The organism is Pseudomonas sp. R25(2017) (assembly GCF_002112565.1).
Lineage (GTDB): Bacteria > Pseudomonadota > Gammaproteobacteria > Pseudomonadales > Pseudomonadaceae > Aquipseudomonas > Aquipseudomonas ekonensis.
On sequence record NZ_NEHZ01000017.1, the window covers coordinates 43,506 to 66,846 of the forward strand.

General features: G+C 65.5%; 27 protein-coding genes. 10 read left to right on the plus strand and 17 right to left on the minus strand.

Annotated features, from left to right (window positions below; genetic code table 11):
- Nucleotides 1-17: 17 nt before the first annotated feature.
- The 10 genes from CAG31_RS20970 to CAG31_RS21015 form a co-directional block, all read right to left on the minus strand.
- Entirely contained in the window at nucleotides 18-521 is a 504-nt protein-coding gene (locus tag CAG31_RS20970; RefSeq protein ID WP_085584725.1) for a DUF2878 domain-containing protein, read from the minus strand.
- Nucleotides 514-1,785, minus strand: coding sequence for a cyclopropane-fatty-acyl-phospholipid synthase family protein (locus CAG31_RS20975; RefSeq protein ID WP_085584727.1), 1,272 nt, complete (start codon nucleotides 1,783-1,785; stop codon nucleotides 514-516). The genes CAG31_RS20970 and CAG31_RS20975 overlap by 8 nt, the downstream gene beginning before the upstream one ends.
- Nucleotides 1,772-2,584 (minus strand): DUF1365 domain-containing protein, encoded by an 813-nt coding sequence (locus CAG31_RS20980; protein WP_085584729.1) that lies wholly within the window; start codon nucleotides 2,582-2,584, stop codon nucleotides 1,772-1,774. The genes CAG31_RS20975 and CAG31_RS20980 overlap by 14 nt, the downstream gene beginning before the upstream one ends.
- Nucleotides 2,581-3,828 (minus strand): NAD(P)/FAD-dependent oxidoreductase, encoded by a 1,248-nt coding sequence (locus CAG31_RS20985; RefSeq protein ID WP_085584731.1) that lies wholly within the window; start codon nucleotides 3,826-3,828, stop codon nucleotides 2,581-2,583. The genes CAG31_RS20980 and CAG31_RS20985 overlap by 4 nt, the downstream gene beginning before the upstream one ends.
- Nucleotides 3,825-4,610, minus strand: a complete 786-nt coding sequence (locus tag CAG31_RS20990; RefSeq protein WP_085584733.1) for an SDR family oxidoreductase — start codon at nucleotides 4,608-4,610, stop codon at nucleotides 3,825-3,827. The genes CAG31_RS20985 and CAG31_RS20990 overlap by 4 nt, the downstream gene beginning before the upstream one ends.
- On the minus strand, nucleotides 4,607-5,029 hold the full coding sequence (locus tag CAG31_RS20995) for a nuclear transport factor 2 family protein (RefSeq protein ID WP_085584735.1): 423 nt from the start codon (nucleotides 5,027-5,029) through the stop codon (nucleotides 4,607-4,609). The genes CAG31_RS20990 and CAG31_RS20995 overlap by 4 nt, the downstream gene beginning before the upstream one ends.
- On the minus strand, nucleotides 5,022-6,467 hold the full coding sequence (gene phrB / locus CAG31_RS21000; protein ID WP_085584933.1) for a deoxyribodipyrimidine photo-lyase: 1,446 nt from the start codon (nucleotides 6,465-6,467) through the stop codon (nucleotides 5,022-5,024). The genes CAG31_RS20995 and phrB overlap by 8 nt, the downstream gene beginning before the upstream one ends.
- 20 nt (nucleotides 6,468-6,487) lie before the next feature.
- Nucleotides 6,488-7,429 carry a MerR family transcriptional regulator gene (locus CAG31_RS21005; RefSeq protein ID WP_085584737.1) on the minus strand — a complete coding sequence of 314 codons (942 nt, stop codon included), beginning with the start codon at nucleotides 7,427-7,429 and terminating at the stop codon, nucleotides 6,488-6,490.
- On the minus strand, nucleotides 7,429-8,388 hold the full coding sequence (locus CAG31_RS21010; protein ID WP_085584739.1) for a DUF523 and DUF1722 domain-containing protein: 960 nt from the start codon (nucleotides 8,386-8,388) through the stop codon (nucleotides 7,429-7,431). The genes CAG31_RS21005 and CAG31_RS21010 overlap by 1 nt, the downstream gene beginning before the upstream one ends.
- A gap of 162 nt (nucleotides 8,389-8,550) precedes the next feature.
- Nucleotides 8,551-9,537: an NAD(P)/FAD-dependent oxidoreductase gene (locus CAG31_RS21015; RefSeq protein ID WP_085584741.1), complete on the minus strand. Its 987-nt coding sequence runs from the start codon at nucleotides 9,535-9,537 to the stop codon at nucleotides 8,551-8,553.
- Nucleotides 9,538-9,734: 197 nt separating this feature from the next.
- On the opposite strand from CAG31_RS21015, the gene CAG31_RS21020 reads away from it, so the two are divergent.
- Entirely contained in the window at nucleotides 9,735-10,637 is a 903-nt protein-coding gene (locus CAG31_RS21020; protein ID WP_085584743.1) for a TIGR01777 family oxidoreductase, read from the plus strand.
- 13 nt (nucleotides 10,638-10,650) lie between these two features.
- Complete coding sequence (gene hemH / locus CAG31_RS21025; RefSeq protein ID WP_085584745.1) at nucleotides 10,651-11,673, plus strand: ferrochelatase; 1,023 nt, start codon at nucleotides 10,651-10,653, stop codon at nucleotides 11,671-11,673.
- Nucleotides 11,674-11,768: 95 nt separating this feature from the next.
- On the opposite strand, the gene CAG31_RS21030 is transcribed toward hemH, so the two are convergent.
- The gene (locus CAG31_RS21030; protein ID WP_085584747.1) at nucleotides 11,769-13,043 is read right to left on the minus strand and encodes a uracil-xanthine permease family protein; all 1,275 of its coding nucleotides are present in this window, start codon (nucleotides 13,041-13,043) and stop codon (nucleotides 11,769-11,771) included.
- A gap of 2 nt (nucleotides 13,044-13,045) precedes the next feature.
- A complete protein-coding gene (upp, locus tag CAG31_RS21035; protein ID WP_085584749.1) occupies nucleotides 13,046-13,684 on the minus strand; it encodes a uracil phosphoribosyltransferase in 639 nt (212 codons plus the stop codon).
- Nucleotides 13,685-13,860: 176 nt separating this feature from the next.
- On the opposite strand from upp, the gene CAG31_RS21040 reads away from it, so the two are divergent.
- The 3 genes from CAG31_RS21040 (at nucleotide 13,861) to CAG31_RS21050 (ending at nucleotide 15,399) form a co-directional block, all read left to right on the plus strand.
- Nucleotides 13,861-14,418 (plus strand): hypoxanthine-guanine phosphoribosyltransferase, encoded by a 558-nt coding sequence (locus CAG31_RS21040; RefSeq protein WP_085584751.1) that lies wholly within the window; start codon nucleotides 13,861-13,863, stop codon nucleotides 14,416-14,418.
- A gap of 150 nt (nucleotides 14,419-14,568) precedes the next feature.
- Nucleotides 14,569-15,048 (plus strand): hypothetical protein, encoded by a 480-nt coding sequence (locus CAG31_RS21045; protein ID WP_085584753.1) that lies wholly within the window; start codon nucleotides 14,569-14,571, stop codon nucleotides 15,046-15,048.
- Nucleotides 15,049-15,111: 63 nt separating this feature from the next.
- On the plus strand, nucleotides 15,112-15,399 hold the full coding sequence (locus CAG31_RS21050; RefSeq protein WP_085584755.1) for a PA4642 family protein: 288 nt from the start codon (nucleotides 15,112-15,114) through the stop codon (nucleotides 15,397-15,399).
- 69 nt (nucleotides 15,400-15,468) lie between these two features.
- On the opposite strand, the gene mqo is transcribed toward CAG31_RS21050, so the two are convergent.
- Together mqo and CAG31_RS21060 are read right to left on the minus strand one after the other, a co-directional pair.
- Nucleotides 15,469-16,977: a malate dehydrogenase (quinone) gene (gene mqo / locus CAG31_RS21055; protein WP_085584757.1), complete on the minus strand. Its 1,509-nt coding sequence runs from the start codon at nucleotides 16,975-16,977 to the stop codon at nucleotides 15,469-15,471.
- Nucleotides 16,978-17,715: 738 nt separating this feature from the next.
- Nucleotides 17,716-17,949 carry a hypothetical protein gene (locus CAG31_RS21060; RefSeq protein WP_085584759.1) on the minus strand — a complete coding sequence of 78 codons (234 nt, stop codon included), beginning with the start codon at nucleotides 17,947-17,949 and terminating at the stop codon, nucleotides 17,716-17,718.
- A gap of 190 nt (nucleotides 17,950-18,139) precedes the next feature.
- On the opposite strand from CAG31_RS21060, the gene CAG31_RS21065 reads away from it, so the two are divergent.
- On the plus strand, nucleotides 18,140-18,724 hold the full coding sequence (locus CAG31_RS21065; RefSeq protein ID WP_085584761.1) for a YajG family lipoprotein: 585 nt from the start codon (nucleotides 18,140-18,142) through the stop codon (nucleotides 18,722-18,724).
- A 252-nt stretch (nucleotides 18,725-18,976) separates the two neighbouring features.
- On the opposite strand, the gene CAG31_RS21070 is transcribed toward CAG31_RS21065, so the two are convergent.
- Nucleotides 18,977-19,183, minus strand: a complete 207-nt coding sequence (locus tag CAG31_RS21070; RefSeq protein WP_085584935.1) for a hypothetical protein — start codon at nucleotides 19,181-19,183, stop codon at nucleotides 18,977-18,979.
- A gap of 194 nt (nucleotides 19,184-19,377) precedes the next feature.
- Between CAG31_RS21070 and CAG31_RS21075 the strand changes: the two genes are divergently transcribed.
- Nucleotides 19,378-19,656 carry a hypothetical protein gene (locus CAG31_RS21075; protein WP_085584763.1) on the plus strand — a complete coding sequence of 93 codons (279 nt, stop codon included), beginning with the start codon at nucleotides 19,378-19,380 and terminating at the stop codon, nucleotides 19,654-19,656.
- 76 nt (nucleotides 19,657-19,732) lie between these two features.
- On the opposite strand, the gene CAG31_RS21080 is transcribed toward CAG31_RS21075, so the two are convergent.
- Complete coding sequence (locus CAG31_RS21080; RefSeq protein WP_085584765.1) at nucleotides 19,733-20,899, minus strand: 1-acyl-sn-glycerol-3-phosphate acyltransferase; 1,167 nt, start codon at nucleotides 20,897-20,899, stop codon at nucleotides 19,733-19,735.
- Nucleotides 20,900-21,038: 139 nt separating this feature from the next.
- On the opposite strand from CAG31_RS21080, the gene CAG31_RS21085 reads away from it, so the two are divergent.
- Genes CAG31_RS21085 through CAG31_RS21095 form a run of 3 tightly spaced genes read left to right on the plus strand, consistent with a single transcriptional unit; the run spans nucleotide 21,039 to nucleotide 22,151 of the window.
- Entirely contained in the window at nucleotides 21,039-21,221 is a 183-nt protein-coding gene (locus tag CAG31_RS21085; RefSeq protein WP_085584767.1) for a CPXCG motif-containing cysteine-rich protein, read from the plus strand.
- A gap of 9 nt (nucleotides 21,222-21,230) precedes the next feature.
- Nucleotides 21,231-21,491: a putative signal transducing protein gene (locus CAG31_RS21090; RefSeq protein WP_085584769.1), complete on the plus strand. Its 261-nt coding sequence runs from the start codon at nucleotides 21,231-21,233 to the stop codon at nucleotides 21,489-21,491.
- 36 nt (nucleotides 21,492-21,527) lie between these two features.
- Nucleotides 21,528-22,151, plus strand: a complete 624-nt coding sequence (locus CAG31_RS21095; RefSeq protein ID WP_085584771.1) for an SOS response-associated peptidase — start codon at nucleotides 21,528-21,530, stop codon at nucleotides 22,149-22,151.
- Nucleotides 22,152-22,495: 344 nt separating this feature from the next.
- Here the strand turns inward: CAG31_RS21095 and CAG31_RS29050 are convergent, their stop codons facing one another.
- Nucleotides 22,496-23,338, minus strand: a complete 843-nt coding sequence (locus CAG31_RS29050) for a methyl-accepting chemotaxis protein (RefSeq protein ID WP_371856116.1) — start codon at nucleotides 23,336-23,338, stop codon at nucleotides 22,496-22,498.
- Nucleotides 23,339-23,341 lie beyond the last annotated feature (3 nt).

A 23,341-nucleotide genomic window follows, 5' to 3' on the forward strand; every position in this document is an offset into this window, starting at 1 on the left:
CCGAGCACAGCAGCCGATCAGGGGGCGCCGGCGCCGTCAAGGCGCCGGGCCATTCCGTGCAGCAGCGGGAACAGCAGCGCCCACAGCAGGCCGATGCCGATCAGGGTCGGCCATTGCCCATAGGCGAACCCTACGCCGGACAGTTGCCCGCCGGCGCCATACGACAACGCACCGCCCGCCGCGCCGAGCAGGCTCGCCCGCCACCACGGCCGGGCGCTCCATCGCAGGCAATGGCGCAGCGTGGTGCCCAGCAGCGCCCACAGCAGCATCAGCCACAGCGGGATCAGCGGCGACGGATCCGGGAACTCGAACACCCCCGATCCCCGCAGCACGCTGTCCACGGCGGTGCCGACGATCACCACGCAGAGGATCAGCCGGCCTTCCGCCGCCCAGCTGCTGATCCAGCGCAGGTGGATCACCAGCACCGCCAGCGCCAGCAGCAGCCACAGGCTGTTGCCGCCGAGCACGCAGGCCAGCCAGCCGATCTGGAACAGGACGGCGTTGGCCAGGCGTTCAGGCATCGAAGCGTCCCAACAGCGGCGCCGGCATGGCCGCCGGTTTGGCCAGCAGCAACTGGGCGGTGCCGATGGTGCGCTCCAGGAAGCCGCCCTCGCAGTAGCACAGGTAGAACTCCCACATCCGCAGAAAGCCGTCGTCGTAGCCCAGTTCGGCCAGAGGCCCCCGGGCGCGGCGGAAGTTCTCGTGCCACAGGCGCAGCGTGCGGGCGTAGTGCAGGCCGAAGTCTTCCATGTGCAGCAGGTTCATGTCGGTGTCGCGGCTGACGATCTCGAGCATCTTCTGCACGCAGGGCAGGGCGCCGCCGGGAAAGATGTAGCGCTGGATGAAATCCACCCCGCGCCTGGCCTGCTCGTAGCGCTGTTCGCGGATGGTGATCGCCTGCAGCAGCATCAGGCCGTTGCTTTTGAGCAGGTGCGCGCACTGCTTGAAGTAAGTCGGCAGAAACCGGTGGCCGACCGCCTCGATCATCTCGATCGACACCAGCTTGTCGTACTGCCCTGTGAGGTCGCGGTAGTCCTTGAGCAGCAAGGTCACCTGATCCTGCAGGCCAAGGCGTTCGATGCGCGCGGCGGTGAACGCGTACTGCGCCTTGGACAGCGTCGTGGTGGTCACCCGGCAGCCGTAGCGCTGCGCGGCATACAGCGCCATGCTGCCCCAGCCGGTGCCGATCTCCAGCAGATGGTCGCCGGGCGTGAGCGCGAGCTTCTGGCAGATCCGCTCCAGCTTGTTCAGTTGCGCCTGTTCCAGGCTGTCGTCGGGGTGCAGGAACTGCGCCGCCGAATACATCATGGTCGGATCGAGGAATTGCTCGAACAGGTCGTTGCCCAGGTCGTAGTGGGCGGCGATGTTCCTTTGCGATCCCTTGTGCGTGTTGCGGTTGAGCCAGTGCAGGGTGCGGATGAACGGGCGTCCGAGCAGCGCCATTCCGCGCTCCATGCCGTCGAGCACGTCGAGGTTGCTGACGAACACCCTCACCACGGCCGTCAGGTCGGGCGAGCTCCAGTAACCTTGAATGTAGGCCTCGCCGGAACCGATCGAGCCGTTGGCCGCGACCATGCCCCAGACCGCTGCATCGTGCACGTGGATCTCGCCGGTCGGCCCGCTGCCGGCGGCGCCGAAAGTCTGGTGACGACCGTCCTCGACCAGCACCAGTTGCCCGTGCCTGATCCGCGCCAGCTGGCGCAGCACGCCTCGGCGCAGCAGGGAACCGCTCAGCCCATGGACGCAGAGCAGGCCGGCCCTGGCCGAAACGCTAGGGGACTTCATGGCGGTGTTCCTCGGCAGGGAGGGTGGCCGTGCGCATATGACCGTCGGCGGCGTGATGGGTGAACAGCGGCGCACGCTTGAGCAGCAGGCGCAGGGCCTGCCAGTAGATCGTCACGGCGGTCTTGCCGGTCATCCACGGGAACCGCCGCAGGTGGCGGTGCAGGCTGTGGCGGTCGAGCGTTTCGCGGTGCAGGTCGAGGGTGGCGTCGAACAGCTTGCGGCCGTCCTGCCAGTCGGCCATGTGCACACCGAGGGCCTCGCCGACGGGGCTGAAGCTCATGCGGTACTCAAGGTCCGGCGGCAGGAACGGCGACACATGGAACGCCTTGGCCACCGTGAAATGCCGGTGACTGTCCGGCGGGTCGTCCGACCGGGCCGGCAGCACGTAGTGGTAGCGCTCGCGCCACGGCGTATTGCTGACCTCACAGAGAATCGCCGCCAACCGGCCGCAGGGTTCGTGGCAATAGAAGAAACTCACCGGGTTGAACGCCAGGCCGAAGCTTCGGGGCTGGGTCAGCAAGTGGATCGCGCCTTGAGGCTCATGGCCGATGGCGAGGCCGACCTGGCGGCGCACGGCGTCGCTCAGGCGTTCGCCGGGCTGGGAAAACGCCTTGAGGTAATCGCGCTCGCGGAACGAGAACGGGGCGAAACGGCTGCGCCCCGCCAGCGGCGAGAGCCCGAGCACGGTCTCTTGCTCGGTCAGATCCAAGTACAGCAAGCCGATCCGGTAGCGGAACGCATGGCGGCAGGGGGCGAACCGCCGGTGCGTGATCCAGCCGCTGTACAGGGCGCTGTTCACAGCCGTTCCCCGAACGCGGCCGCCACCCGCAAGGCACTGGCCACGCCGTCTTCATGAAAGCCGTTGGCCCAGTAGGCGCCGCAGTAGTGGGTGTGTTGCCGGCCATCGAGTTCGGTCCAGCGTGCCTGGGCCGCCACCGCCGCCAGGCTGAACTGCGGATGCGCATAGAGGTAGCGGCCGAGGATGCTGGCGGGCGTGATGCCGGCACTCTGGTTGAGGCTGACGCAAAACGTGGTGTCGCTCTGGATGCCCTGCAGGATGTTCATGTCGTAGGTGACCGCCGGCAAGGCATCGCCGGCGCCGCCCAGGCGCACGTTCCAGCTGGCCCGGGCCCGTTTGCGGGTGGGCAGCAGTCGGATGTCGGTGTGCAGCACCACTTCGTTGTCGGCGTAGGGCAGGGCGCCGAGCACTGCCTGTTCGGCGGAACTGGGGCGGTCGAGCAGGCTCAGCGCCTGGTCGCTGTGGCAGGCCAGCACCACTTTGTCGAAGCGTTCGCGGCCGGCGGGGCTGTGGATATCGACGCCGCGCCCGTCGCGGACCACCCGCTCGACCGGGCAGCCCAGGCGGATCCTGTCCCGGAACGCAGCGCTCAGCGGTGCAAGGTAGGCGCTTGAGCCGCCTTCGATCACCTGCCATTGCGGGCGGTCGCTGACGGACAACAAGCCGTGGTTCTCGAAGAACCGCACGAAGAACCGCAACGGAAACCTGAGCATCCCGGCCATGGGCATCGACCAGATCGCCGCCCCCATCGGCACGATGTAATGCAGGATGAAGCGTTCGCCGTAGCCGCCGGCCTTCAGGTAGTCGTCCAGGGTGGTGTCGGCGGCGATCCGTCGTTCGGCCAGGTCGCGCCGGGCGCACCGGTTGAAGCGCAGGATGTCGCGCAGCATGCCCCAGAACCCCGGCGACAGGAGGTTGCGGCGCTGGGCGAACAGGCTGTCGAGGTTGTTGCCGTTGTATTCGAGGCCGGTGTCCGGGTCGGTCACCGAAAAGCTCATTTCGGTGGGCCGGAAGCGCACCCCCAGTTGCCCGAGGATGTGCATGAAGTTCGGGTACGTCCTGTCGTTGAACACGATGAAGCCGGTGTCCACCGCGTACTCGCGCCCTCCGACCGTCACCTGGGCCGTGTGCGTGTGGCCGCCGATGCGGTCGGCGGCCTCGAACAGGGTGACGTCGTGCCGTCGCGCAAGCAGGTAAGCGCAGGTCAGGCCCGCGATGCCGCTGCCGACGACGGCGATGTTCACGTGGCGTCCTTGAGCGGCGGCGTGCTGCGCACCATGCGCTTGCCGATCGCCAGTTGCGCCCGCGCCGGCAGCTTCGACAGCGGCCACAGCGCCGCCATGAACAGCGCCGGGAACGCGATCTCCAGCGGGCGGTTCCGCAGGCTGGCGAAGATGTGCCGGGCGGCCTTGTCCGCCGGCCAGCTCAACGGCATCGGAAAGTCGTTTTGTGCAGTCAGGGGCGTATCGACGAAGCCCGGGCTGACGACAGTGACTTCGATGCCTTCGTCCGCCAGGTCGATGCGCAGCGATTCGAACAGGTAGCGCAGGCCGGCCTTCGAGGCGCCATAGGCCTCCGCCCTGGGCAGCGGCAGGTAGGTGACCGAGCTGGCCATGCCGACCAGGTGCGGCGCCCTGCCCTTGCGCAGCAGGGGCAGGGCGGCTTCGATGCAGTAACTGGTGGCGAGCAGGTTGGTGCGCACCACGTGTTCGACGATCGAGGCGTCGAACTGATGGGCATCGACGTATTCGCAGGTGCCGGCGTTGAGGATCACCGTGTCCAGCGAGCCCCATTCTCCGGCGATCCGCTCGCCGATTTCCCGCACGGTCTGGCTGTTCGTCAGATCGCCCGGCACCACCAGCACCTGGCCCGGATAGCGTTGCGCCAACACCTTGAGCGGTGCGGTCTGGCGGGCGCTGACCGCCACATGCGCCCCGGTCTTAAGAATCTCCTCGGCCAATGCCGCACCGATGCCGCTGCTGGCACCGGTCAGCCAATACCGCCGCTGAAGCGTGCGACGATTCATCCCATTCTCCTTTTCAGCCAGGCGATCGCCCGGCCCAATACGGGTAGATGTTCATAAAGTAGCGCCCCGGCATCGAAATAGTCCCGGTGGCGGTAAACCTTGTCGCGCCAGAGCAAGTGCGAGCAGCCGCCGACCCGGATCGGCCGCCCGCGGGCCAGGCGCGGATGGCGGTAGGTCATGACCCAGCGCAGATAGCCCTCGCAGTCGCCGATCTGGTCGAAGCCGTGAAAGTCGAAGCGCAGTTCGCTGACATTGGCATACATTTCGCCGAACAATTCACGCAATTGCGCCAGTCCCTGCACTTCGTGCAGCGGATCGGTGAAATGGATGTCGTCACTGTACAGCTCGCCGAGGCGGTGCAGGTTGTCCTTGTCCAGTTCGGCGAACCGATGGGCGAAGCGGCGCAGGAACTCACTCATGGCCCTCTCCTGTAGACGAACGGGACGGCAGGTTCTTGAAGGCCGCCAACGCCCGTTCCCGTGAGGTGCCCAGGTTGACGATCGGCGCCGGGTAGTCCGCCACGCCGAACAGGCCGCCGAGGGCCGCCGGGTTGTGCACGTCCTTTTTGTTCAGCCCGGCCAGTTGCGGCAGCCAGTGCTTGATGAACACGCCTTCGCCGTCGAATTTCTCCGACTGGCTCAGCGGATTGAAAATGCGGAAGTAGGGCGCCGCATCGGTGCCGGTCGAGGCGCTCCACTGCCAGCCGCCGTTGTTCGCCGCCAGGTCGCCGTCGATGAGGTGGCGCATGAAGAAGCGCTCGCCCTCGCGCCAGTCGATCAGCAGGTTCTTGGTCAGGAACATCGCCACCACCATGCGCAGGCGGTTGTGCATCCAGCCGGTCTCCAGCAATTGGCGCATGGCCGCGTCGATGATCGGCAGGCCCGTGCGCGCCTCCTGCCAGGCCGCCAGGTCCTCTGGCGCATCGCGCCACGGCAGGGCTTCGGTTTCCGGGCGGAAGGCGCGATGGCGGGAGACCCGTGGGTAGCCCACCAGGATGTGCTTGTAGAACTCGCGCCAAAGCAGCTCGTTGATCCAGGTGACGGCGCCGGCCTTACCGCTTTCAAATTCGCCCTGGTTGCTTTGCAGCGCGGCGTGCAGGCATTGGCGCGGCGACAGGACGCCGGCGGCGAGGTAAGCGGACAGCTGGCTGGTGCCCGGCTTGGCGGGGAAGTCGCGTTCGCTCTGGTAATAGTCGATCTGCGCGTCGGCAAAGGTGTCGAGGCGCCGCTGGGCTTCGGCCTCGCCGGCCGGCCAGAGGGCGCGCAGGGATGGGCTGGGGGGCGCAAACCCTGCGACGGCTTCGGGCACCGGATCGCTTTCGATCTCCAGCGGCGCCTGCTTGCCCGGCGCTCTCACCAACGACGGCATCGAACGGTGCAAGCGCTCGTGGCAGACCTTGCGGAACTGGCTGAACACCTGAAAGTAGCCACCGGTTTTGGTCAGCACACTGCCGGGCCTGAACAGCAATTGGTCGAGGTGGCTGGTGAACGTAATGCCTTCGGCGTGCAGGGCACGGGCGACGGCGGTGTCCCGGCGGCTTTCGTGGAGGCCGTACTCTTCGTTTACGTGCACGGCCTCGATCCGCAACTGCCGGCACAGGTCGAGCAGCACCTCGGGCACGTGATCCCAGCGAGGTGCGGTGCGGATCAGCAGGGGAATGTTCAGCTCGCCCAGGGCCGCGCTCAATTCATGCAGGTTGCGCAGCCAGAAATCGACCTTGCAGGCGGCATCGTCATGGATCTGCCATTGCTCGGGGCTCAACAGGTACACGGCCACGGTCGGGCCCCGGCCGGCGGCTGCGGCGAGGGCGGTGTTGTCGTGTCGGCGCAGGTCGCTGCGCAGCCAGATCAATTGCATGGTGCCTTGTTCCAACCTCATCAGATCAATCCGCACTGAAGGAGCCCCTGGTGGGCCGACAAGGGATCTTCGGCCAGGGACAACTCAGTGTGTTCGCAAGCTTGGCCGGACAGCTCGGCGTGGTGGATGCGCACCGTCGCTCCGGCGATCATTGTCGGGCAGCCGACGCCGCTCAACAGTTTCGGCAACTGGGCCAGGTTCAGGGCCTTGCTGGAATACAGCAGGACGCCCCGCGCATGCAGCTGTTCGGCCGCCATCGCCAGCTCTGCCGGCGGCAACGGCCAGTCGAACACCTGAACCGGGCAGTCGCTGCCGCTGATCAGCCAGGCGCAGAGCCACAGGCGCGGCTCCAGCGCCAGGTCCGACTGATTGACCAGCAGCAGCGGCGCCGTGCGCAACTGGCGATTGTTATGGTAGATGCGCGCGCCGAATTTGCTGCGCAGCCAGGAATAAAAGAACACCCGCTCCATCTCGCTGCCGAACTGGCCCTGCCAGCGTTGTTCGAGCGCCGCCAGCAGCGGCATCAGCAGTTGGTCGCACAGGGTGCGCGGCGGGTACAGGGCCATGGCCTGGTTGAAACCGTCATCGAGGCTGCGTTCGTTCAATTGCGTGACGGCGGTCAACAGGTTCTGCAACTGCGGCTGCCAATCGCTGGTCGCCGTTTCGTTGAACGCCTGCGGGGTGTCGAGCAGCGGTTTGACCTGGCTGACCGCGACCCCGCGGTCGAGCCAGGTGAGGATCGCCCGGATGCGCTGCACGTGCTCGGCCGAGTACAGACGGTGCCCCTTGGGAGTGCGCTGGGGCACCACCAGGCCGTAGCGGCGCTCCCAGGCGCGCAGGGTGACGGCGTTGACCCCGGTCTGGCGCGCCACCTCGCGGATCGGCAGCCAGCCGTCGTCCAGGGCTTTCTTGAAATCCGCGCCCAGGTCTTCCCGGGCGCTGGTGTCGGGTGTGGCGTTCATCAAATGGCGTTTCGCAGGCTGAGGTTTTCGGGGTGCGGCTGCAGGTACACCTGCTGCGCGATGTAGGGATCCGGATGGCGCCGGAAGTGGTGCTTGAGCAGCGTCAGCGGCACCACCAGCGGCACGATGCCGTGGCGGTACTGGCCGATGACCTGCTGCATTTCCTGTTTGTCCGCCGCGCTGATCGCCTGCTTCAGGTAGCCGCTGATGTGCTGCAGCACATTGCTGTGGGTGCCGCGCGTGGCGCATTTCTTCAGGGCGGCCATCAGTTCGCTGAAATAGTGCGGGGCGACCGTGGCCGGATCGCTGTGGCCCATGCTGCCCAGCAGATGGCCGAGCGCCTTGTAGTGGACAGGGCTGTGGGCCATCAGCAGGTATTTGTAGCGCGAGTGGAATTCGGTGAGGGCCCGGCGGCTCAGGCCCTGTGCGGTCACGGTCTGCCAGTCGCGGTAGGCGAACACCCGGGTGATGAAGTTTTCCCGCAGCACCGGGTCGTTCAGGCGTCCGGCTTCCTCCACCGGCAAGTCCGGGCGCCCGGCGCAGAAGGCCTGGGCGTAGATCCCGCGTCCGCCGCCGACCGGCGCGCCGTTGTCGTGGTAGACCTTGACCCGCTCCAGCCCGCAGGACGGAGACTGCTGCATGAAGATGTAGCCGCAGATGTCATCCAGCCCGTCGGCCATGGCCCGTCCGTAATCGGCCAGGTCCCGGGTGACGTCGAGCCGGCGGTCGACGGTGCCGAGGGCTTGCGGGTGATCCGGATCGCCCACCAGCCGGATCGGCTGCCGGGGCGTGCCCAGGCCGATCGCCACTTCCGGGCACAGCGGCACGAACTCGAAGTAATCGCTGAGGGTGTCGGTGCACAGCCGCGAGGCCTTGTGCCCGCCGTTGTAGCGCACTTCGGCGCCCATCAGGCAGGCGCTGACGGCGATTTTCGGGGGGGAGGGGCAATGGTCGGGCATGGCGACACCTTGAATCGAAGTCCTGTACAGATTTCAAATTCTGTACAACATTGCCTTCAGCATAGATTCAAAGGTGTACAAGTCAAACAGTTTGTATAGATTTTTGGGCGAGAAGGGCAGCCCGACGGGAGCGAGCCTGCCCGCGGTTGCGGGCAGATCGGCTTACTGCAAATGCGCGTGCAGCCTGCGTGCCGCTTCCTGGCCGCTGAGCCAGGCGCCTTCGACGCGTCCGGACAGGCACCAGTCGCCGCAGGCGTACAGGCCCAGGTCGGCATCGGCCAGGGTGCCCCATTCATGGCTGCTCGCCGGGCGGGCATACAGCCAGCGGTGGGCGAGGCTGAAGGCCGGGGCGGGCATGGCGCTGTGCAGCAGTTCGGCGAACGCGCCGTGCAGGTGTTCGATCACCGCTTCCTTCGGCAGGTCGATGTGCTGGCGGCTCCAGGCGCTGCTGGCGTGCAGCACCCAGGTGTCGAGGGTGGTGTCGCGTCCCGGCTTGCTGCGGTTGCGCGCCAGCCAGTCGAGGGCGCTGTCCTGGACGAAGCAGCCTTCGATGGGGGTGTCCAGCGGTGTCTCGAAGGCCAGGGCCACGGCCCAGGTCGGTTCCATCTTCACCCCGGCGGCGGCCCCGGCGAGTTTCGGCGCGGCGGCCAGCAGCGCCGTGGCCTGCGGGGCTGGCGTGGCGATCACCACATGGCTGAACGGCCCGTGGGTGAAGCCTTCGGCATCCTGCAGGTGCCAGTGTTCTTCGCCGCGGTAGACCTCGGTGATGCGGCAGGCGAAATGCACCTCCAGGCCTTCGAGCAGGCCGCGGGTGATGGCGCTCATGCGCGGCGTGCCGACCCAGCGGGTCTGCTCGTCCGGCGACAGGTTCAGTTGCCCGCCGTGGAAGGTGTAGAGCTGCGGCGCCCATTCGGCGACCCAGCCGTTGCTCTGCCAGCGCTGCACTTCGGTGACGAAGCGCCGGTCGCGGGCGGTGAAGTATTGGGCCCCCATGTCCAGCGCGCCGGCGTCGCTGCGCTTGCTCGACATGCGCCCGCCGCTGCCGCGGCTCTTGTCGAACAGCTGAACGCTGTGCCCGGCATCGGTCAGGGCCTGGGCGGCGGAGAGTCCGGCGATGCCGGTGCCGATGATTGCGATAGGTACAGTCATAGGGGCCTCGTTTACCTTTCTGTACAGACTACGCCGTGATTGAAAGCTGTACAATTTTGTTTTCTGGTATAACTTCCAGCGATTTCGTTCTGACAGCTTGGCCTATTGTTAAACAATAGAGCCCGCCCGATAGAAAAGATCCCTGCCTATAAAAATAGACTAGTGATCCGGGATAAACGCCACGCGAGGAAGATGTCATGCACATATTGCTGACCGGCGGTACTGGTTTGATCGGGCGGCAGCTCTGTCGGCACTGGCTGCAGCAGGGACATCGGTTGACCGTATGGAGCCGCCGCCCGGAACAGGTCGCCAAGCTTTGCGGTGCACAGGTGCGTGGCATTGCGCGGTTGCAGGACCTGGATGACGGCCCGCTGGACGCCATCGTCAACCTCGCTGGCGCGCCCATTGCCGACCGGCCCTGGACGCACCGGCGCAAGGCCTTGCTGTGGAGCAGCCGCATCACGCTGACCGAATCCTTGCTGGCTTGGCTTGAGACCCGTGCGCAGAAACCGTCGCTGCTGATTTCGGGCTCGGCGGTGGGCTGGTACGGCGACGGCGGCGAGCGGGAACTGAACGAAACCGCTTCGCCGGTGATCGATGATTTCGCCAGTCAGTTGTGCGTCGCCTGGGAAGAGACCGCGCAACGGGCCGAGGGCCTGGGCATCCGGGTGGTGCTGGTGCGCACGGGGCTGGTGCTGTCGGCCGAGGGCGGCTTTTTGTCGCGCCTGCTGCTGCCGTTCAGGCTCGGGCTGGGCGGGCCGCTGGGCAACGGCCGGCAGTGGATGCCGTGGATTCATGTCGACGATCAAATCGCCCTGATTGATTTTCTTCTGCACCTCAACGGGGCCAACGGTCCTTATAATGCCTGCGCGCCGAAACCGGTGCGCAACCGCGAGTTCGCCAAGACCTTGGGCCAAGCGCTGCACCGCCCGGCGTTCATGCCGATGCCGGCCCTGGCGCTGAAGGTCGGGCTCGGCGAGCTGTCGCAACTGCTGCTCGGCGGCCAGAAAGCCATGCCGGCACGCTTGCTGGAAGCAGGATTCACTTTCCGGTTCACGGATTTACGCGCGGCCCTGGACGATATCGCCCGCCGCCTCTGAAATAGGATGTTGCATGACCGATCACGCCTTGCTTCTGGTCAACCTGGGTTCGCCGGCCTCCACCTCGGTGGCCGACGTGCGCCGCTACCTCAATCAGTTTCTGATGGATCCCTACGTGATCGACTTGCCTTGGCCGGTGCGGCGTCTGCTGGTGTCGCTGATCCTGGTCAAGCGCCCCGAGCAGTCGGCCCACGCCTATGCCTCGATCTGGTGGGACGAAGGCTCGCCGCTGGTGGTGCTCAGCCGCCGCCTGCAGCAGCAGATGACCCAGCAGTGGACCCATGGTCCGGTGGAGCTGGCGATGCGTTACGGCGAGCCGTCCATCGAGTCGGCGCTGGTCAGGCTGGTGGCCGCGGGGCACAAGCGCATCACATTGGCGCCGCTGTATCCGCAGTTCGCCGACAGCACCACCACCACGGTGATCGAAGAGGCCCGACGCGTGCTGCGCGAGAAGCGCCTCGACGTGCAGTTGTCGGTGCTGCAGCCGTTCTACGATCAGCCGGAATACCTCGACGCGCTGGTGGCCAGTGCCCGGCCGCACCTGCAGCAGGATTACGACCACTTGCTGCTGAGTTTCCATGGCTTGCCGGAACGGCACCTGAAGAAGCTCAACCCGGGCCACCGTTTCGAAGGCGGCGGCGACTGCTGCGCCGGGGCGCCGCCGGAGGTGGTCGCCACCTGTTACCGCGGCCAGTGCCTGCGCACCGCGGCCGAGTTCGCCAAGCGCATGGGCATCCCGGACGGCAAGTGGTCGGTCTCGTTCCAGTCGCGGCTGGGGCGCGCGAAGTGGATCGAACCCTACACCGAAGCGCGGCTGGACGAGTTGGCCAAGAACGGCGTGAAGAAGGTGCTGGTGATGTGCCCGGCGTTCGTGGCCGATTGCATCGAAACGCTGGAGGAGATCGGCGACCGCGGCAAGGAGCAGTTCCTTGAGGCGGGCGGGGAAGAGTTGGTGCTGGTGCCGTGCCTCAATGACGAGGAACAGTGGGCGAAGGCGCTGGCGACCCTCTGCGAACGGGCGCCGCTGGCGCTTTAAACGACATCGCCAGCAGGCTGGCTTCGACAGAGGTTCACTGAACACCTGCTGTGGGAGCCCGCCTGCTGGCGATGGTTTTCTTTCAGGCCGAAGCCTTAGAGCAGCGGCTCATCCGCCTTCTTGTGCTTCCAGCTGTCGTTGCCCGGCAGGATCAGGTTCAGCGCAATCGCCACCACCGCGCACAGCGCGATGCCTTTGAGGCCGAAGTCGTCCGGGCCGTTGCCGGTGCCGATCAGTACGCCGCCGATGCCGAACACCAGGGTCACGGACACGATCACCAGGTTGCGCGCCTCGCCCAGGTCGATCTTGTGGCGGATCAGGGTGTTCATCCCCACCGCCGCGATCGAGCCGAACAGCAGGCACAGGATCCCGCCCATCACCGGCACCGGAATGCTCTGCAGCAACGCGCCGAACTTGCCGATGAACGCCAGGCTGATGGCGAAGATCGCCGCCCAGGTCATGATTTTCGGGTTGTAGTTCTTGGTCAGCATCACCGCGCCAGTGACTTCGGCGTAGGTGGTGTTGGGCGGGCCGCCGAACAGGCCGGCCGCCGTGGTGGCGATGCCGTCACCGAACAGGGTGCGGTGCAGGCCCGGCTTCTTCAGGTAGTCGCGGCCGGTCACGCTGCCCACCGCGATCACGCCGCCGATGTGCTCGATGGCCGGGGCCAGGGCCACCGGGACGATGAACAGGATCGCCTGCCAGTTGAACTCCGGTGCGGTGAAGTTCGGCAGGGCGAACCACGGGGCCGCGGCGATCTTCGCGGTGTCGACCACGCCGAACCAGAACGACAGCGCAAAGCCCACCAGCACGCCGGAGATGATCGGCACCAGGCGGAAAATGCCTTTGCCGAACACCGCCACGATCAGCGTGGTCAGCAGTGCCGGCATCGAGATCATCATTGCGGTCTGGTAGTGGATCAGTTCGGAGCCGTCGCCGGCCTTGCCCATCGCCATGTTCGCGGCGATAGGCGCCATGGCCAGGCCGATGGAGATGATCACGGGGCCGATCACCACCGGCGGCAGCAGGCGGTCGATGAACCCGGTGCCCTTGATCTTCACGGCCAGGCCGAGGAAGGTGTAGACGAAACCGGCCGCCATCACGCCGCCCATGGTCGCGGCCAGGCCGAACTGGCCCTTGGCGAGAATGATCGGGGTGATGAAGGCGAAGCTCGAGGCCAGGAACACCGGCACCTGACGCCCGGTGACGATTTGGAAGAGGATGGTGCCGAGGCCTGCGGTGAACAGCGCCACGTTCGGGTCAAGCCCGGTGATCAGCGGCATCAGCACCAGGGCGCCGAAGGCCACGAACAGCATCTGCGCGCCGGACAGCACCTGGCGCCAGAGCGGATCGTTGAACTCGTCCTGCATGGTCACGCGTCCTTCTGCTTGGTGCCGAAGATCTTGTCACCGGCATCGCCAAGCCCTGGGATGATGTAACCGTGTTCGTTCAGTTTCTGGTCGATGGAAGCGGTATAGATGGTCACGTCCGGGTGAGCCTGCTCGACTGCGGCGATGCCTTCGGGCGCAGCCACCAGCACCATGGCGCGGATGTCCTTGCAGCCTGCTTTCTTCAGCAGGTCGATGGTGGCGACCATGGAGCTGCCGGTGGCGAGCATCGGGTCGATGATCATCGCCAGGCGCTCGTCGATCTCCGGGACGAGTTTCTCAAGGTAGGTGTGGGCCTGCAGCGTCTCTTCGTTGCGGGCCACGCCCACGGCGCTGACCTTGGCGCCCGGGATCAGGCTCAGTACGCCTTCGAGCATGCCGATGCCGGCGCGCAGGATCGGCACGACGGTGATCTTCTTGCCGGCGATCTTCTCGACCGACACGGTGCCGCACCAGCCTGGGATGTCATAGGTCTCCAGGGGCAGGTCTTTGGTGGCTTCATAGGTCAACAGGGCGCCGACTTCCTGAGCGAGCTCGCGGAAATTCTTGGTGCTGATGTCGGCGCGGCGCATGAGGCCGAGCTTGTGGCGGATCAGCGGATGGCGGATCTCGAGGATGGGCATGGGAAAGGCTCCGGCGGCGGGCAAAAAAACCGGCCTAGATTAATCTATCCGAGAGTGATGTCCTATAGGACATACAGTACGTTAGTCCACAAAAGCTTGATTCGGCCGTTCGGGATGCGTACCTTTGCCCGCTTTTCCAAACTAGCCCCCCCTATAAAGTCCCCCTGGAGAGCGCCATGTCCGCTGATCTCGAGCATATCCGTCAAATCATGCGAGAGGCTGACTGCCTGTACACCGAAGCTGAAGTCGAGGCGGCCATCGCCCGCGTCGGTGCGCAAATCAACGAGCAACTGGCAGACCGCAATCCGGTGGTGTTCTGTGTGATGAACGGCGGCCTGATCTTCTCCGGCAAGCTGCTGACCCACCTGCAGTTCCCGCTGGAGTCGTCCTACCTTCACGCGACCCGCTACCGCAACGAAACCACCGGCGGCGACCTGTTCTGGAAGGCCAAGCCGGAAGTCTCGTTCATCGACCGCGACGTGCTGATCATCGACGACATCCTCGACGAGGGCCACACCCTGGGCGCGATCATCGACTTCTGCAAGCACGCCGGCGCCCTTCAGGTGCACACTGCCGTGCTGATCGACAAGGATCACGACCGCAAGGCGCGGCCTGACCTGAAGGCCGACTTCGTGGGCCTGCCCTGCGTCGACCGCTACATCTTCGGCTACGGCATGGACTACAAGGGCTACTGGCGCAACGCCAACGGGATCTTCGCCGTCAAAGGCATGTAATCCCGCCGCAGCCTTACCCTGTGGGAGCGGGCAAGCCCGTTCCCACATCCCTGTGGGAGCCAGCCTGCTGGCGATGGCGTCAGTGAAGGCACCTGCTGATCCCCCCGCAAGCCCATGCTAGAGTGCTCGGCCCCGCCCCCGGAGCCTGTCATGAGCCTCTTGATCCGCAGCTGCGCCGCCTTGTTCCTGACCCTCAGCCTGCCCCTGGCCGCCGCGCCCCTGCACAGCCAGTTCTTGCCGCCGGACGACCTGACCCTGCGCGACGCCGAACCCGAGCAGCAGCAATTGCTGCAGGTCACCGACTATTCGGTGGTGGTGGGGGCCCAGCGTCAGTCCAACCAGCAGCCGATCCCGGTCACCTCGTCGCTGATGATCCGCCTCAAGGGCAAGTCCTTGAACAAGGGCGCGACGGTCACGCAGGTGCTGGTCAATTTCGACGGCGAAAGCAAAAGCCTGAAAAAACCGGCGTATGACGACAAGGCCAAGACCCTCACGCTGTTCTACCCGCTGGCCCAGTACCGGGTGGTGATCGACCTGCTGCGCAACGACACGGTGTATGTCCAGTTCCTCAGCTACGCCAACGGCCACATCTGGGCCGATTTGCACACCGGGGCCGTGCGCTCGCGTTGAGCGCCGAGCCTGCGCGGGGGTAAACTGCCCGCCCCGTGAAATGTCCGCGAGCTGGAGTCGGCAATGCGTAAAGATAAGAAGCAAGTGATTGGTGACGAGATCGGCGATGAGCAGATCAAACTGTTCCTGGACTTCGAGCCGGCCGATGCCACCTCGCCGTCGCTGCACAAACTGATCAAGGCCTATCGCGGTCTGCGCATCGACGACTTCGAGCGCTTCCTGACGTTTTTCCTGGCCGCCGGCCTGGATCTGGACGGCAAGGACGAGCAGGGCAAGACCTTCGTCGAGCTGGTCCGCGATCAGCGCAACGCGCCGGAGTACATCGAGCTGATCGAGAAGGCCCGCGGCTGACCGCCCTCGCCACAGGCATAAAAAAACGCCCCGCACTCACTGAGTGCGGGGCGTTTTTCATGGGCGCGATCAAGCGAAGCTTGGGGTCTCGCTGCTTTCCTCGACCAGCTCCAGGGCGATGTTGTTCTGCGTGTTGATCTTGCGGTACAGCGCAGCATCGGTTTCCAGCGCCTTTTCACGGGCCGGGAAGATTTCCGCCAGTTTGGCGGCCCACTCGCCCTTGGCCTTGCCCGGGAAGCATTTCTCGATCAGCTCGAGCATGATCGACACGGTCACGGAGGCGCCTGGCGAAGCGCCGAGCAGGGCGGCCAGAGAACCGTCCTTCGCCGCCACCAGTTCGGTGCCGAACTGCAGGATGCCGCCCTTTTTCGGGTCTTTCTTGATGATCTGCACCCGCTGGCCGGCCACTTCCAGGCGCCAGTCCTCGGCTTTCGCCTGCGGGTAGAAGCGGCGCAGGGACTCCAGGCGCTGCTCCATCGACTGCATCACTTCGCTGACCAGGTACTTGGTCAGGTCCATGTTGTTCTTCGCCACGGCCAACATCGGGCCGATGTTGCCGGCGCGCACCGACATCGGCAGGTCCATGAACGAACCGTGCTTGAGGAACTTGGTGGTGAAGCCGGCGTACGGCCCGAACAGCAGGGATTTCTTGCCGTCGACCACGCGGGTGTCCAGGTGCGGCACGGACATCGGCGGCGAACCCACGGCGGCCTGGCTGTAGACCTTGGCCTGGTGGTGCTTGACCACTTCCGGGTTGTCGCAGCGCAGCCACTGGCCGCTGATCGGGAAGCCGCCGAAGCCTTTGCTCTCTTCGATGCCCGAAGCCTGCAGCAGCGGCAGGGCCGCGCCGCCGGCGCCGAGGAACACGAACTTGGCGTCGACTTCACGGCTGTTGCCGCTGTTGACGTCCTTGATGCTGACGGTCCAGCCGTTGCCGTTGCGCTTGAGGCCGGTCACGCGCTTGCAGTACTTGACCTGGGCATCGGGTGCGCTGGTCAGGTGCTTGAGCAACTGATTGGTGAGGGCGCCGAAGTTGACGTCGGTGCCATTGAGCACGCGGGTGGCGGCCAGCACCTGATCGGCCGGGCGGCCCGGCATCATCAGCGGCATCCACTCGGCCATCTTGGCCTTGTCTTCGGTGTATTCCATATCGGCGAACGCGTGGTGCTTGCTCAGCACCTTGAAGCGTTCCTTGAGGAACGACACGCCTTTGTCGCCTTCGACATAGCTCAGGTGCGGCACCGGGCTGATGAACGATTTGCACGAGCCGAACGTGCCCTTGCGGGTCAGGTAGGACCAGAACTGCTTCGACACCTCGAACTGGGTGTTGATGTGCACGGCCTTCTTGATGTCGACGGTGCCGTCGGCAGCCTGCGGCGTGTAGTTCAGCTCGCACAGGCCGGCGTGGCCGGTGCCCGCGTTGTTCCACGGGTTGGAACTCTCCGCGGCTCCGGAATCCATCAGCTCGACGACTTCCAGCTTGATCGCCGGGTCGAGCTCCTTGAGCAGCACCGCAAGGGTGGCGCTCATGATGCCGGCCCCTACCAGAACTACGTCGACTGCTTCGTTATGCGCCATTTAACGCGTCTCCAAAATCTGCAGCACCAAATTGTCGGCATGGCTGCCAGGTGTTCCGGGGCAGGTCAGTGGCGCCCCAGGTAACCCATGGCCAGGATCGCCATGTCCGAATCTTCGCAATTTTTCGCAACTTCGACGGATGCAGACGGCCCGGCCTCATGAGCTCCATGAACTCATTTCGGCGCGCGGCTGGCAATTCGACTTATGGTCGAGTCATCCGTTCGTGCAACCAAATCCGTAGCGGACAGGCATCAGGCTCCGGTGTTCGAGGCGTACGCGGTCCTGTGTCGTTGGGCTGTTGTAGACGCTAATGGTGCATGTTCAGACGCAAAACTATTCATTTGCTCGCCACACTCTTGTGAAGTTGTGAAAACCCGTTTTTTTCACGCTCTTTTGAAGACGTGAACCTCAAAAAGGGCTGCCCCGGCCGGGCACCGTGCCCGGATGGATGGCCGCCGGTGAACACGGGGCGGGCAACACGGGCAAACAACTCAGTGACCGAGCGTCATGACAGCTCTGCAGATTCGCGAAAAGCGGGTTTTTGCCTGGGAAACAGCAAGCGCGCCGGCTTCACTCGATCTGTGTGGGCGGCTCTCTGTGGGCGGTTTCGGATGCCAATGCCTGGGCATTGACGCTGTTGCGGGGCCCGATCAGGAGACGACCTTATAATCGGGGGGAGATTGTATCGAAGAAATGCGGGGATTTGCTCGTGTTTGATGACTTTTATTAGGCATCCGGTCAGATGCCGAAAACCGCTTGCGCCCGTGCGCGCGGCCGCGACGCTTCGACGCGGGCGCTGGCCGGCAGCGGCTTGTGCAGCCAGTTGAGGCGAATTTCCTCGATTTCCACCCAGCCTTCGCCCATCGGTTGCAGGCTGCATTGCTTGAACGCCTGGCAATGGCCGTTGCGGTCGAGCAGGGCGAAGCTGCGGTGCAGGGGGCGCGGCGCGAAGAGCGAGATCAGATGGCGCATGGCGAAATACCTTTTGGAGTACGTGCTGCGAAGGTTGCCGCCAGGCCATGACGTCATCGTGTAGGGGCGGTGAACAATCTGTGACAGGAACCGCCCAGGGCCGGGCCTGTCTGAGATTCCGTGCTGGTGAGCCGCAGTGGCCCACCGCTATACTGCCGGCCTGTCTGTGCCTGATTCTGGAGAGAAGAGCATGTTGCAACGCCTGTTGTTCGGTTTGATCACAGTGACCGGTTTGACCCTGGCCGGCTGCGCCCACAGCCCGCAACAGCTGAGCCCGGAACCGAAGCTGACCAGCCAACTGGCACCGGTCGGCCGCGGCCAGCCGGTGGTGGTGCGCGTGGTGGACGGCCGTCCGTCGCCGACCCTGGGCACCCGCGGGGGCCTGTACCCTGAGACCAGCGCCATCACCGTGCAGCGCGAACAGATCCTGCCCAAGCTGCAGGCCCAGGCCGAGGCGGCCGTGCGTCTGCTGGGCTTCACCCCGTCCAACGGCGCCATGAACGCGCCGCAGCTGACCGTGACCCTGACCGAGCTCAAGTACCAGTCGCCGAAGGAAGGCATGTACGTGACCGAGGCCACCATCGGCGCGACCTTCCGCTCCGACGTGCAGAGCGGCAACCGCCGCTACAGCGGCCGCTACGGCGCCTCGCTGGATCAGCGCTTCGGCATGGCGCCGAACCAGGAAACCAACACCAAACTGGTCAGCGACGTGCTGAGCGACGCCTTGACCCGTCTGTTCAAGGATCCGAGCATCGGCCAGATCCTCGCCGAGTAAGCGGTTCGCCTGATGCGCAAAAGCCCGGTGCCAGCGATGGCCCCGGGCTTTTTCATGTCCGCCGCCGGACGCTGCCCCCTCCAGGGAGCCTGTTCGTGATGAGGGTGTGTCAGGCGGCATGCGTATTGAATGTCAGTCCGCCATCGCCAGCAGGCTGGCTCCCACAGGTTAGGAGCCGGTCGACGGTCGTATACGCGACGCGGTCATTGTGGGAGCCAGCCTGCTGGCGATGGCTTCGACGGCGGCCGGGCGTCAGGCGGCCTGGGAGTAGAAGTCCAGCACGCTGACGCCCGTCAGCAGGTCGGTTTCCGGCAGATCGGCGTGCTGATGGCCGCCGAGGGCGCAATACACCAGCCAGCGGCGGTCCTGCACGTTGAACGCCAGGCTGCCGACGAGGGCCTGCTGTTCGTCGGTCGGGGTGATGAGGTAGAGGCGGTCCTGGTTTTCGGCGTGAAGCATGCTGCGTTCCGTGTCGGTTTCGAGGCGCGCATGGTGGCCGATGCAAATGACGAAGTCGTGACACAGGGCAACCATCGGTCGATTGCGCCGTTGTTTGTCGCAAAGGGTGGGGACGCAGGGGAGGGTTGCGCTAGAATCCGCGCCGCGGTCGTCGGTCTGGCGTTCGCCATACCGGTTCAGTTCGAGGCTCAAAGATGTCGCTGCACTTGATGACGTTGTTCACCGCCCATCCCGCCAAGTTGATCAACCTGCTGGCGCTGGCGTTCGCCTTCCCGGGCAGCTGGCTGCTGCACGCGACCCGCCGCCGTGAGCAGCGCGCGCTGGCGAACATCGCCGCCCAGCGCCGGATCCAGCCGGACCAGGAGCCGGTGCTCGACTGGGCGACCCTGCGCATGAACCGGTTCTTCTACCGTTTCGGCTTCGCTTGCCTGGGCCTTGCGCTGCTGGTGTCCTGGATCAGCACCCGCGTCTGAAGGCCGTGCAGGCCCCGTGGGGTGAACCCGCCCCATCACGAAGAACGGCGCCCGAGGGCGCCGTTGCTGTGTCTGCCTACAGCGGCAACCCCGCCTTGACCCGGTACTGATTGCGCACCGGCGTCGCATATTGCAGCACCAGGTACGGACGGTGCTCCTCGGGGCAGGCGTCCAGCCGGCGCTGCCACTCTTCCCGCGCCTTGGCCAGCTCATCGACGCCGAACACGTCGGCGGCCTTGGGCACCTGCAGCTGCGGATCGGCGTCCGCCCACTGCGCGTACGCCAGGTAATGCACCGGGAACAGGCGGTAGCCGCCGAGGATCTGCCGGTCCATCTCCACCGCCAGCTGCTTGGTGTCTTCGTAGAACGCCGTGATCGGCGCGGCGAAGTTCACGTGCACCCGGCCCTTGTAGCCGGTGATGCCCTTGGCGATGCTCACGTCGTCTTCGCCCGGCGCCTTGCTGTAGGTGCCGGTGGTGGCGCGGATGTACAGCTCGCGGGCCTTGGCCTGGTCGCACGGGTCGTATTCGTAGCTGATCGACACCGGGGTCAGGTTCAGCGACTGGATGACCTCGCCGAACGGCTCGTCCTTGCGGCTCATGTGGAACATCTTGAGGATGGCCGACTCGGTGCGGTCGTCGCCGTCCTTGGCCCGGCCCTCGGCCTGGGCGATCCAGATCGAGGCGCAATCGTTGCGGATCGAATGGTTGATGTACGCCGACAGCAGCTGGTACGCCGCCATCTTTTCCCGGCGCCCGGTGATCGAACGGTGCACGATGAAGCTCTTGTTCAGGCGCATCAGGTCGCTGACGAAGGGCTTTTGCAGCAGGTTGTCGCCGATCGCGATGCGCGGGGTCGGCAGGCCGGCGTGGTACACGGCGTAGTTGACGAAGGCCGGGTCCATCACGATGTCGCGGTGGTTGGCGATGAACAGGTAGGCGCTGCCGGACTTGAACTGCTCGACGCCGGTGTAGGTCACGCCGTCGGTGGCCCGCTCGATGGTGTGGTCGACGTAGAACTCGACCTTGTCCTGCAGGGTGGCCACCGAGGTCACGCCGGCGAACTCACGGCGCAGCCGATGGGCGATGAGGGGCTTGAGCATCCAGCCCAAGGCACCGGCGAAACGCGGGAAGCGGAAGTGGGTGAGGATATCTAGAAACGCCTTGTCGCCGAGCAGCCGCGCCAGTACCGCAGGTACTTCGCTGTCGTCGTAAGGTCGGATGGCATCGAATTCGCCCATCATGCTCTCTTGTTGGAAACGGCTAGGGTAAGTAAAGGTGTTGATCGAAAACCAACGGGGCACGGTCTGAAAAGGTAGCCAGACAAAAAAGGCCCTGCAAACAGACCGGCGATTATACGCACAAGTCACTCGGGAGACCGCGATGCTGGAAGCCGCAAGTTATGATTGCCCGTACTGCGGGGAAGAGGTCGAGACCACCGTGGACCTGTCCGGCGGCGACCAGGAATACATCGAAGACTGCCAGGTGTGCTGCAAGCCGATCCGGTTCGTGTTGCAGGTGCACGGCGAGGAGTGGTTGCTCGACGTGTACGGCGAAAACGACTGAGGGGCGCGCATGCAGCGGATCTACGAGCCGGAAAACCTGATGGAAGGCGAGATGCTCAAGGGCATGCTCGAAAGCGAGGGCATCGAGGCGCACCTGGTGGGCCGCGACCTGCTCGGCGGGGCGGGCGAGCTGCCGGTCTTCGGCCTGCTCGGGCTGTCGGTCGACAATGATCAGGCCGAGTACGCCAGCGAACTGATCCGGGCGTACAATGCCGCGCTGCCGCTGCCCGGCGATGAACCGGACAGCTACCCCGGTACGCTGGTCTGTTAGGCTGGCGTTCGATTTATTTGCGAGCCGTGTTGCCCCATGTGTGGACGTTATGCCCTGTTCCGCTGGAACCGTGATTTTGCGGCCCTGCCCGGTTTCCCGGCCGATCAGCAGGCGCAGTGGAACATTTCCCCCAACGATTCGGTGCTGATGCTGCGCGCCGAAGCCGACGGTCAGCGCACGCTGGCCCGTGCCCGCTGGGGCCTGACGCCGCCGTGGCTGACCGACCTGTCCCGCACCCCGGCCCATGCCCGGGCCGAGACCGTCGCCGAGCAACCGATGTTCCGCGAGGCCCTGCGCCAGCGCCGTTGCCTGCTGCCGGCCAACGGTTTCTACGAATGGCGCGGCAGCGCGCGCAAGCGGCCGTACTGGCTGACGCCGGGGGAGGGCGCTTCGCTGTTCTTCGCGGCGATCTGGGAAGCCTACCCGGTGCAGGAGCAGGTGTGGCTGAGCACGGCGGTCATCACCCAGCCGGCCATGAGCCAGCGCCGGCCGCTGATCCTGGATGAAGCGGGGCAGGCGGCATGGCTGGATCCGCAAACGCCGCTGCATGCCTTGCACGCGCTGCTGGCCGGCGAGCCCGTGGCGCTGCGCGAGCGGGTGCTGGCCAACCTGGTCAACGATCCCAAACTCAACGGCCCGGAGTGCCTGACCCCGGCCTGACGCGGAACCCGAACCTCCACCATCGCCAGCAGGCTGGCTCCCACAGGGGATCGCGGGTGCCTGCGGAATCTGTGGTTCTCACCGAACCCTGCGGGAGCGAGCCTGCAAGCGATGAGGTCGGCTCACTCGACATCACCTGTGCCTGATCCACCGCCATCGCCAGCAAGGATCTGGTGGGCAGGCAGAACTGCGGTCACTGCAAAACCCTGTGGGAGCGGGCTTGCCCGCGATGAGGCCGGCCCATTCGGCATCTATGCGTCAGGCTGCCTCCCACAGTTTTTCACCACCGTCCCCCTGTGGGAGCGAGCCTGCTCGCGATAAGGCCCGCAGGGCCTTCCCGCCGGTCAGACCTTGAACTGATTGATCAGCCGGCGCTGCTGCTCCGCAAGTTTGGTCAGGTCGGCGCTGGCCGAACTCGATTCGTCGGCGCCGCCCGCGACTTCGTTGGCCACCTGGCCGATGTTGATCACGTTGCGGTTGATGTCGTCGGCCACCGCGCTCTGTTCCTCGGCGGCGCTGGCGATCTGGGTGTTCATGTCGTTGATCACCGACACCGCCTGGGTGATGGTCTCCAGCGCTTCGGCGGCCTTGGCCGCGTGCTGCACGCTTTCGTCGGTGCGGCTCTGGCTGTCCTCCATGACCCGCACCACTTCGCGGGTGCCCTGCTGCAACTGCTGGATCATGCTCTGGATTTCTTCGGTGGCCTGCTGGGTCTTCTGCGCCAGGTTGCGCACCTCGTCGGCCACCACCGCGAAACCGCGGCCCTGCTCGCCGGCGCGGGCCGCTTCGATGGCCGCGTTCAGGGCCAGCAGGTTGGTCTGCTCGGCGATGGCGCGGATGGCGATGAGGATCGCGTTGATGTTCTCGCTGTCCTTGGCCAGTGCCTGCACCACTTCCACGGCCTTGCCGATCTCCACGGCCAGCACGCCGATCGACTTCGACGTGTCGCTGACGATCTGCATGCCTTGGCTCGCGGCCTGGTCGGCATGGCTGGCCGCCTGCGCGGCCTGGGTCGCGTTGCGCGCCACGTCCTGGGCGGTGGCGGTCATCTCCTGCACGGCGGTGGCCACCTGGTCGATCTCGGCCATCTGCTTCTGCACGCCGATGTTGGTGCGGATGGCGATGTCGGCGGTGTGCTCGGACGAATCGCTGACGCTCTGCACCGACGTCACCACTTGGGTGATCATCGC

What these genes read in the sequence shown, in the direction of transcription:
- CAG31_RS20970 (WP_085584725.1), bottom strand. Translation starts at nt 521, where the DNA reads ATGCCTGAACGCCTGGCCAACGCCGTCCTGTTCCAGATCGGCTGGCTG.
- CAG31_RS20975 (WP_085584727.1), bottom strand. Translation starts at nt 1,785, where the DNA reads ATGAAGTCCCCTAGCGTTTCGGCCAGGGCCGGCCTGCTCTGCGTCCAT.
- CAG31_RS20990 (WP_085584733.1), bottom strand. Translation starts at nt 4,610, where the DNA reads ATGAATCGTCGCACGCTTCAGCGGCGGTATTGGCTGACCGGTGCCAGC.
- CAG31_RS20995 (WP_085584735.1), bottom strand. Translation starts at nt 5,029, where the DNA reads ATGAGTGAGTTCCTGCGCCGCTTCGCCCATCGGTTCGCCGAACTGGAC.
- phrB (WP_085584933.1), bottom strand. Translation starts at nt 6,467, where the DNA reads ATGCAATTGATCTGGCTGCGCAGCGACCTGCGCCGACACGACAACACC.
- CAG31_RS21005 (WP_085584737.1), bottom strand. Translation starts at nt 7,429, where the DNA reads ATGAACGCCACACCCGACACCAGCGCCCGGGAAGACCTGGGCGCGGAT.
- CAG31_RS21010 (WP_085584739.1), bottom strand. Translation starts at nt 8,388, where the DNA reads ATGCCCGACCATTGCCCCTCCCCCCCGAAAATCGCCGTCAGCGCCTGC.
- CAG31_RS21015 (WP_085584741.1), bottom strand. Translation starts at nt 9,537, where the DNA reads ATGACTGTACCTATCGCAATCATCGGCACCGGCATCGCCGGACTCTCC.
- CAG31_RS21020 (WP_085584743.1), top strand. Translation starts at nt 9,735, where the DNA reads ATGCACATATTGCTGACCGGCGGTACTGGTTTGATCGGGCGGCAGCTC.
- hemH (WP_085584745.1), top strand. Translation starts at nt 10,651, where the DNA reads ATGACCGATCACGCCTTGCTTCTGGTCAACCTGGGTTCGCCGGCCTCC.
- CAG31_RS21030 (WP_085584747.1), bottom strand. Translation starts at nt 13,043, where the DNA reads ATGCAGGACGAGTTCAACGATCCGCTCTGGCGCCAGGTGCTGTCCGGC.
- upp (WP_085584749.1), bottom strand. Translation starts at nt 13,684, where the DNA reads ATGCCCATCCTCGAGATCCGCCATCCGCTGATCCGCCACAAGCTCGGC.
- CAG31_RS21040 (WP_085584751.1), top strand. Translation starts at nt 13,861, where the DNA reads ATGTCCGCTGATCTCGAGCATATCCGTCAAATCATGCGAGAGGCTGAC.
- CAG31_RS21045 (WP_085584753.1), top strand. Translation starts at nt 14,569, where the DNA reads ATGAGCCTCTTGATCCGCAGCTGCGCCGCCTTGTTCCTGACCCTCAGC.
- CAG31_RS21050 (WP_085584755.1), top strand. Translation starts at nt 15,112, where the DNA reads ATGCGTAAAGATAAGAAGCAAGTGATTGGTGACGAGATCGGCGATGAG.
- mqo (WP_085584757.1), bottom strand. Translation starts at nt 16,977, where the DNA reads ATGGCGCATAACGAAGCAGTCGACGTAGTTCTGGTAGGGGCCGGCATC.
- CAG31_RS21060 (WP_085584759.1), bottom strand. Translation starts at nt 17,949, where the DNA reads ATGCGCCATCTGATCTCGCTCTTCGCGCCGCGCCCCCTGCACCGCAGC.
- CAG31_RS21065 (WP_085584761.1), top strand. Translation starts at nt 18,140, where the DNA reads ATGTTGCAACGCCTGTTGTTCGGTTTGATCACAGTGACCGGTTTGACC.
- CAG31_RS21070 (WP_085584935.1), bottom strand. Translation starts at nt 19,183, where the DNA reads ATGCTTCACGCCGAAAACCAGGACCGCCTCTACCTCATCACCCCGACC.
- CAG31_RS21075 (WP_085584763.1), top strand. Translation starts at nt 19,378, where the DNA reads ATGTCGCTGCACTTGATGACGTTGTTCACCGCCCATCCCGCCAAGTTG.
- CAG31_RS21080 (WP_085584765.1), bottom strand. Translation starts at nt 20,899, where the DNA reads ATGATGGGCGAATTCGATGCCATCCGACCTTACGACGACAGCGAAGTA.
- CAG31_RS21085 (WP_085584767.1), top strand. Translation starts at nt 21,039, where the DNA reads ATGCTGGAAGCCGCAAGTTATGATTGCCCGTACTGCGGGGAAGAGGTC.
- CAG31_RS21090 (WP_085584769.1), top strand. Translation starts at nt 21,231, where the DNA reads ATGCAGCGGATCTACGAGCCGGAAAACCTGATGGAAGGCGAGATGCTC.
- CAG31_RS21095 (WP_085584771.1), top strand. Translation starts at nt 21,528, where the DNA reads ATGTGTGGACGTTATGCCCTGTTCCGCTGGAACCGTGATTTTGCGGCC.
- CAG31_RS29050 (WP_371856116.1), bottom strand. Translation starts at nt 23,338, where the DNA reads ATGATCACCCAAGTGGTGACGTCGGTGCAGAGCGTCAGCGATTCGTCC.